Genomic DNA, 7,571 nt, shown 5'->3' with positions numbered 1-7,571 from the left:
GGCGCCGCTCCTACAGGGGGTGATGAACGCCTTGCGATGCCGTAGGAGCGGCGCCAGCCGCGAGCCTTTCCGGCTGGCCGAAACGTGCCGGCCGCCGCTCACAGAAGGCACGTACGCCCTCGGCGAAGTCCGCCGTCGCCGACATGGCGAGAAAGCTCGCCTTCTCGGCGGCAAGCGCGCTCGCCAGGTCGGTGGCCAGGCCTTCGCGCAACAGGCGCTTGACGCCGGCCTGGGCCGCCGCCGGCCCTTCGGCCAGCCGGCGCGCCAGCGCCCGTCCAGCCTCAGCGAGCTGCGCCGCTGGTACCACCTCGGCCACCAGGCCGATGTCCTTGGCCTGCGCGGCGTCGATCTGCGGGTTGAGCAGCGCGATCGCCAGGGCGCGCTGCAGACCGACGCGGCGCGGCAGGTGCCAGCTCGCACCGCCGTCGGGCGTGGTGCCGATGGCGCCGTAGGCAAGCACGAAGCGCGCATCGTCGGCCGCGACCAGCAGGTCGCAGGCCATCGCCAGCGACATGCCGAAGCCCGCGGCGGAGCCGCATACCAGCCCTAGCACCGGGCAGGGCAGCCGGGTCAGGCCGGTGACGGCCTCGTGCACCGCATCGATGAGCAGACCGATCTCTTCGGTGCAAGCCGCCTGCGACTGGCCGAGCAGGCTGTCGAAGCGGCGCACGTCGCCGCCGACCATGAAGTGCGCGCCGCTGCTGCGCAGCACGACCACCCGCGGTGGCTCGGCCGCCAGCGACCTGACCGCATCGCGCAGCGCGAGCCCCATGGGCAGGTCCAGACTGTTGCGCGCGGCCGGGCGGTCCAGGCTGATGCAGGCAATGCCATCCTCGCGCTCCAGGCGAACGCTGGCGGCTTGATCGTGTTCAGGCATGGGCGGCCTCGCCCCGGTACATGGCCTCGATCACGTCGGCGTAGGTCTTGTAGATGCTGGAACGGCGCACCTTCATCGTCGCCGTCACCTCGCCGTCGTCGTGGTCCAGCTCCTTGGTCAGCAGGTGGAAACGGCGGATGTGCGAAACCTGCGCAAGCTGGGCATTGCCGCGCGCGATCTCGGCGTCGATCAGCGCGCGTACCTCCGGGTGCTCGACCAGCGAGCGGAAGTGGGTGAAGAGGATCTGGCGACCCTCGGCCCACTTCGCCACCGTCTCGTAGTCGATCTGGATCAACGCGGAGACGAACTTGCGCCCGTCGGCGACGACGATGCACTCCTTGATGTAGGGGCTGGCCTTCATCGTCTTCTCGATCTCGGACGGCGTCAGGTTCTTGCCGCCGGCGGTGATCATGATGTCCTTGAGGCGATCGACGATGTAGAGCTGGCCGTCGCGCGCCTCGACCACGTCACCGGTGTGCAGCCAGCCGTCGCGAATGCTGTCGGCGGTCGCCTCCGGGTTCTTGTAGTAGCCGGCGAACACCATCTCGCCACGGACAAGCAGCTCGCCACGCTCGCCGATCCGGTGCTCGACACCGAGGATGGGCGTACCGACCGAGCCGAAGCGGGCAGCATCCAGCGGCTGGCCGGTGATCATGCCGGTCGATTCGGTCAGGCCATAGACCTCCACCAGCGGCACGCCCAGCGTACGGAAGAACTGCACCACCGCGGGCGGGATCGGCGCCGCACCGGTCAGCGCCACTTTCGCCCGGCGCAGGCCGATGAAGTTCTGCAGTGCGCGCAGGATGATCCAGTACCAGAAGGCGTAGGTGATTCGCTCGCCCGCCGTGCGCTGAGTCGCCGCCTTGTGCGCGAAGGGCGCGCAGGCGGCCATTGCACGGGCGAACAGCCAGCGCTGCAGCGCACCACTCTCCTGCATCTTGATGCTGATCGCCGAGTGCAGCTTCTCCCAGATGCGCGGCACGCCCAGGAACATCGTCGGCGCGATCTCGCGCAGGTCTTCCTGCACGGTGCGGATCGACTCGCCGAAGGCGACCGTGGAGCCGAGGTAGATCGGGCAGAAGGTGGTGAGCATCTGCTCGGCGACGTGGCACAGCGGCAGGTAGGACAGGTGGCTGGTATCCGCCGACAGCCCCAGGCGGTCGGCGATGCCGGGCGCCACGCCGCGGATGTTGGCGTAGCTGATCATCGCGCCCTTGGGCTTGCCGGTGGAACCCGAGGTGTAGATCATCAGCGCGATGTCATCGAGCCGCTGCGCCGCCAGCGTCTGCTCGACCAGGTGGCGGTGGGTGGCCTCGTACTCGACGCCGAGCGTTTCCAGGTCGGCGAACGACAGGATGCGGTCGCGCACGCGCTCGTCGGCACTGCGCAGGCCCTTGGTCTCCATCACCACGATGGCGCGCAGGTGAGGCAGCTGGTCGAGCGCCTCGACGACCTTGTCGGTCTGCTCCTGGTCCTCGCACACCACCACCTCGACGTCGGCGTGGTTGAGCACGTAGGCCACCTCGGGCGACGGGCTGGTCGGATAGACGCCGACCGCGATGCCGCCGACCAGGCCGCAGCCCATCTGCGTCAGCACCCATTCGATGCGGTTCTCGGCGATGACGCCGACGTGGCCGCCGGCGGACAGGCCAAGCGCACGCAGCCCCAGGCCGACGTGACTCGAACGGCGGTAGTAGTCGTCCCAGGTGATGCCCTGCCAGATGCCGAAATCCTTCTGGCGGATGGCGATGCGCGCCGGATGTTGCCGAGCCTGCTCGCGCAGCATCTGCGCCAGGGTCAGCATGGGTAGGGTGTTGTTCATGGCCATCCTCCCGATCACGACAACCAGCGCTTGCGGCGCTTGTAGTGCTTGATGTCGCGGAAACTCTTCATCTCGCCGTGCCCGCCCATGCCGAGATAGAACTCGCGCACATCCTGGTCGGCGGCCAGGCGCTCGGCCGGGCCGTCGGTGACGACCTTGCCGTTCTCCATGATGTAGCCGTAGTGCGCCACCGCCAGCGCCACCGAGGCGTTCTGCTCGACCAGCAGCATCGACACCTTCTGCTCGGCATTGATGCGGGCGATGATCTGGAAGATGTTCTCGACCAGCAGCGGCGCCAGGCCCAGCGAGGGCTCGTCGAGCAGGATCAGCCTGGGCCGCGCGATCAGCGCGCGGCCGATCGCCAGCATCTGCTGCTCGCCGCCCGACAGGTAGCCGGCCAGGCCGTTGCGGCGCTCGTACAGGCGCGGAAAGTACTCGTAGACCAGCTCGTAGTCGGCCTTCGCGCCGCTGCGCCCGGTGAGCGCATAGGTGGCGGAGACGAGGTTCTCCTCCACGGTCAGGTCCTCGAACACGCGGCGCCCTTCCATGACGTGGAAGAGCCCCGCGCGCACCAGTTCGTGCGGCTTCGAAGCCGCCAGCGGCTTGCCTTCGAAGCGGATCTCGCCACGCGTCAGCTCACCGTTCTCCAGCCCCAGCAGGCCGGACACGGTCTTGAGCGTAGTGCTCTTGCCCGCGCCGTTGGAGCCGAGCAGCGCGACGATCTGCCCGCGCGGCACCGACAGCGACAGGCCGCGCAGCACCTGGACCGCCTTGTTGTAGATCACCTCGATGTTGTTCACCTCGAGGACGGATTCGGCCGCACTCATCGCTTACTCCAGCACGATCCAGTCGGAGGCCGGCACCATGCGCTTGGCCTGAACGTCGGCACGGTAGATGCGCCCGACCGGAATGGTGTTGCCGCGGATGGAGATCGGCACGCCGATCAGGCCGCCGGTGTCGAAGTTCTCGATCGAGTTCAACGCCGCCTTGAGGTTGGCCGCGCTCATCTCCTGACCGGCGGCCAGCGTGCGGCGAGCGGACTCGGCATACAGCATGGCCGACAGGAAGCCCTGGATGTAGGGCACGTTCTGGTACTCCGTGCGCATCGAGCGGATCTTCTCCAGCATCGGCGCCGGTGCGGAGTCGTCGTAGTAGTAGTTGTACGGCATCACGCCCATGAAGCCCTCGGCGGCTTCGCCCATCTGCATCACGGTGCTGTTGTCCATGGTCCAGAAGGTGCCCATGAACTGGGTCTGCAGACCCAGCTGGCGCGACTGGCTGATGAACTCGGGGATCGGCCCCAGGATGTAGCCATGGAAGATGGTGTAATCGGCGCGCGCGCGACGCAGCTTGGCCATTTCGGTCGACACGTCGACCGCGCCCGGCGGGGTCATGATCTCGATGGCGACGTTGAGCCCCAGGTCCTTGGCCACGCCGCGGCTGCTCTCGATCGGATCGCGGCCGAACTCGGTGTCCGAGTACACGAAAGCCACTTTGGCGCCCGGCTTCTGCTGGGCGATGTAGCGCAGCAGGATGCCGAACTGCTGGGTGTAGTCCGGGCCGGCGATGAACTGATAGGGGAATTTCTGCGGGTCGTTGAGCTCGGTGGCGAAGGATGCCCCCGACATGATCATGCTGCCGGCGCGGTCGAGTTCGGGGTTGATGGTCTTGCTGAAGGCGGTGGAATCGCCGTAGTAGAAGTTCACCTTGTTCTGGCTGGTGATCTTCTTGAACGCGGCCACCGACTGGTCGACCTTGTAGGCGCTGTCCTCGGGCACATAGCGCAGCATGTGGCCCTCGATGCCACCCGCATCGTTGGTCATCTTGACGTAGTCCTGGATGCCGGCATGGATGCCGATGCCGGCGAAGGCGAACACACCGCTCATCGGGATCGAGCCGCCGATGACGATCTCCTTGTCGGCCGCCTGCGCAGCCGGCAGGCCGGCGGTGGCAGCCAGCACGGCAGTGGCCAGCAGGCTCTTGAGTACGGTTCTTCTCATGCTTGTCTCCTTCTCTTTGTATGTGGTGATGCGGTGAGGCGAGGAAAACTCAGGCGCGGAACGGCCAGAGGTGGAAGAAGCGACGGATGCGGCGCCAGATCTCCTGCAGGCCGAGCGGCTCGAACACCAGGAAGCCGACGATCAGCGCACCGAACACGATGGTGCGCACCGGCGACAGGATCAGCGTGGCGTCGGCCGAAAGCGGCAGCCAGCCAACGATGAGCTTGAGCGCCTCGGGCACCATGGTCATGAAGACCGCACCGAGGATGGCGCCGAGGATGGTGCCCATGCCGCCGACGATGACGGCGGCGAGGAAGAAGATCGACATGATCAGCGGGAAGCTCTCCGGCGTGACCACGCGGAAGAAGTAGGCCCACATGCCGCCCGCCACCCCCGCATAAAAGGACGACAGGCCGAAGGACAGCAGCTTGTAGCGCAGCAGCGGGATGCCCAGCACCTCGGCCGAGATGTCGCGGTCGCGGATCGCGATGAAGGCGCGGCCGATACGGGTGCGGAACAGGTTGGCCGCGCCCAGCACCATCAGGGCGGTGATCGGCACGAACAGCCAGTACAGACGGAACGACGTGTCGAAGCTGACGCCAAGGATCTCCGCCGGCGCCACCGTGATGCCGGCGTGGCCGCCGGTAACCGAGTGCCAGTTGGCGAACACGAAGTGCAGCACCACCGAGGCGGCGATGGTGGCGATCGCCAGGTACAGGCCCTTCACCCGCAGCGAGGGCAGGCCCACCACCAACCCGCCGAGCATGGCGACGAAGCCGCCGGCGAGCAGGTTGAGCAGCACCGGCGTGCCGAGCTTCTGCTCCAGCGCCGCCACCGTGTAGGCGCCGATGCCCATGAAGGCAGCCTGCCCCAGGCTCACCAGCCCGGTGTAGCCGGTGAGGATGTTGAGCCCGGTGGTGCTGGCGATGTTGATCGCGACCAGGCAGGCGAGGTACAGCCAGTATTCGTCGGCGAAGAAGGGGAAGCCGAGCAGCGCGACGGCGAGGACGGCCAGCCAGGCGTGCTGGGTGCGGCTGTCGAACAGCGACTCGTCGTGACGATAGCTGGAGCGTGCGGTTCCGATGCGCATTACAACCTCTCGATTTCGTGGGTGCCGAACAGGCCGTAGGGACGGACCAGCAGCACGACGATCAGGATCATGAAGGTGGCGAGCAGCTTGTATTCGCCGCCGAGGAAACCACCGGCGAGCGACTCGACGACGCCGATGAGGAGCCCCGCGACCAGCGCGCCGAGCACGCTGTCCAGGCCGCCGACGATCACCACTACCAGCACCGACAGGCCGAACACGCCCATCGTCGAGGAGATGCCGCCCACCGCGCCGACGATGACACCGGCAATGGCCGCGATCATCGCCGCCACCGTCCAGGACAGCGAGAAGACCCTGGGTACGTTGATGCCCATCGAATAGGCAGCCTGCTGGTCCGAGGCCGTCGCCCGCAGCGCCACGCCGCCGCGCCAGAAGCGGAACACCGCCAGAGCAACCGCAATCAGCGCGGCTGCGACGAGGAAGCCGTAGAACACCTTGGGCGGCACGAAGGCCTCGCCGATCATCACCGGCGCGCTGGGCATGAATTCGGGCAGGCGGCGCGGCTCGGAGGTCCAGATCAGCTCGACCACGCCGACCAGGATGGAAGCCAGCCCCACGGTGACCATGAACACCGAGATCGGCGACTCGCCGAGCATCGGCCGGATCGCTACGCGTTCGAGCAATGCGCCTGCCATGCCACTACCGATCACCGCGACCAGGATCGCCAGCCACATTGGCAGGTTCATCGCCGTGGCGAGGCCGAAGCACAGGTAGGCGCCGATCATCAGCATCTCACCGATGGCCAGGTTCACCACCCGCGTGGCCTTGTAGATCATCACGAAAGCGAGACCGGTCAGCGCGTACAGGCCACCGGCGCCAAGGCCGGCAAACACGATCTCGGTCAGGAAAAGCCAGTCGAAGTCCATCTCAGGCCCCCACTGCAAGAGGTTGATGAAGGCGCTGGCGCAATTCCGAGACGTCACCCGAGCCCAGGTAAGCCTTGATCACTTCCGGATTGGCCTGCACCTCGGCCGGCGTACCGTCGGCGATGACCTGGCCGAAGTTGAGCACCACCACGTGGTCGGACAGGTCCATGACCATGCCCATGTCGTGCTCCACCATCAGCACCGTCACGCCCCACTCCTCGCGCACGTCGAGGATGAAGCGCGCCATGTCCTCGGTCTCTTCGCGGTTCATGCCAGCGACCGGTTCATCGAGCATCAGCACCTTGGGCCGCATCGCCAGCGCGCGCGCCATCTCGACCCGCTTCTGCAGACCGTAGGACAGCACCGATACCGGCATGTGGCGGATGTGGTCGATCTCGAGGAAGTCGATGATGCGTTCCTCGACCTCCTGGCGCAGCTTCATCTCCTCATGCCGGGCGCGGCCGAAGTAGAACAGCGCATCGAGCACATTGGTGCGCAGGTGGGCGTGGCGGCCGAGCTTGATGTTGTCGAGCACGGTCATGCCGCGGAACAGCGCGATGTTCTGGAAGCTGCGCGCCAGGCCCAGCTTGGCGCGCTCGGGCGGCCGGGTGGCGGTGATGTCCTCGCCCTGGAAGCGGATGCGTCCCATAGCGGGCTTGTAGAAACCGGAGATCGTGTTGAACAGCGAGGTCTTGCCTGCGCCGTTCGGACCGATGACGGTGGTGATGGACCCTGGAGCAACTTCGAAGCCCACGTCGGTCAGCGCCTTGATGCCGCCGAACGACAATGTGAGCCCCTCCACCTCGAGGATCGGATTGGCCTTGCCTGGATGCACTTGTCTCCTCCTGCCAGGCGCCTCGGCAGAGACGTCCTGTGCGTGCTGTGCTTGATCTGCCCG

At 66.8% G+C, this 7,571-nt stretch carries 7 protein-coding genes; all 7 read right to left on the bottom strand.

The window, feature by feature from the left end:
- Positions 1-10 precede the first annotated feature (10 nt).
- Genes B447_RS03405 through B447_RS03375 form a run of 7 tightly spaced genes read right to left on the bottom strand, consistent with a single transcriptional unit; the run spans position 11 to position 7,508 of the window.
- Positions 11-877, bottom strand: coding sequence for an enoyl-CoA hydratase/isomerase family protein (locus B447_RS03405; protein WP_002936446.1), 867 nt, complete (start codon positions 875-877; stop codon positions 11-13).
- Positions 870-2,699: an AMP-dependent synthetase/ligase gene (locus B447_RS03400; protein WP_002936445.1), complete on the bottom strand. Its 1,830-nt coding sequence runs from the start codon at positions 2,697-2,699 to the stop codon at positions 870-872. Before B447_RS03400 ends, B447_RS03405 begins: the two co-directional genes overlap by 8 nt.
- A gap of 14 nt (positions 2,700-2,713) precedes the next feature.
- A complete protein-coding gene (locus B447_RS03395) occupies positions 2,714-3,526 on the bottom strand; it encodes an ABC transporter ATP-binding protein (protein ID WP_002925937.1) in 813 nt (270 codons plus the stop codon).
- A 3-nt stretch (positions 3,527-3,529) separates the two neighbouring features.
- Positions 3,530-4,699, bottom strand: coding sequence for an ABC transporter substrate-binding protein (locus tag B447_RS03390; protein ID WP_002936444.1), 1,170 nt, complete (start codon positions 4,697-4,699; stop codon positions 3,530-3,532).
- A 49-nt stretch (positions 4,700-4,748) separates the two neighbouring features.
- The gene (locus tag B447_RS03385; protein ID WP_002925934.1) at positions 4,749-5,789 is read right to left on the bottom strand and encodes a branched-chain amino acid ABC transporter permease; all 1,041 of its coding nucleotides are present in this window, start codon (positions 5,787-5,789) and stop codon (positions 4,749-4,751) included.
- Entirely contained in the window at positions 5,789-6,673 is an 885-nt protein-coding gene (locus B447_RS03380; RefSeq protein ID WP_002936443.1) for a branched-chain amino acid ABC transporter permease, read from the bottom strand. The genes B447_RS03385 and B447_RS03380 overlap by 1 nt, the downstream gene beginning before the upstream one ends.
- Before the next feature lies 1 nt (position 6,674).
- The gene (locus B447_RS03375) at positions 6,675-7,508 is read right to left on the bottom strand and encodes an ABC transporter ATP-binding protein (protein ID WP_002936442.1); all 834 of its coding nucleotides are present in this window, start codon (positions 7,506-7,508) and stop codon (positions 6,675-6,677) included.
- Positions 7,509-7,571 lie beyond the last annotated feature (63 nt).

The sequence above is a fragment of the Thauera sp. 27 genome, assembly GCF_000310125.2.
Taxonomy (GTDB): domain Bacteria; phylum Pseudomonadota; class Gammaproteobacteria; order Burkholderiales; family Rhodocyclaceae; genus Thauera; species Thauera mechernichensis.
The sequence above is the reverse complement of the archived record's forward strand: the minus strand, read 5'-3'. Positions and strand labels throughout refer to the sequence as shown.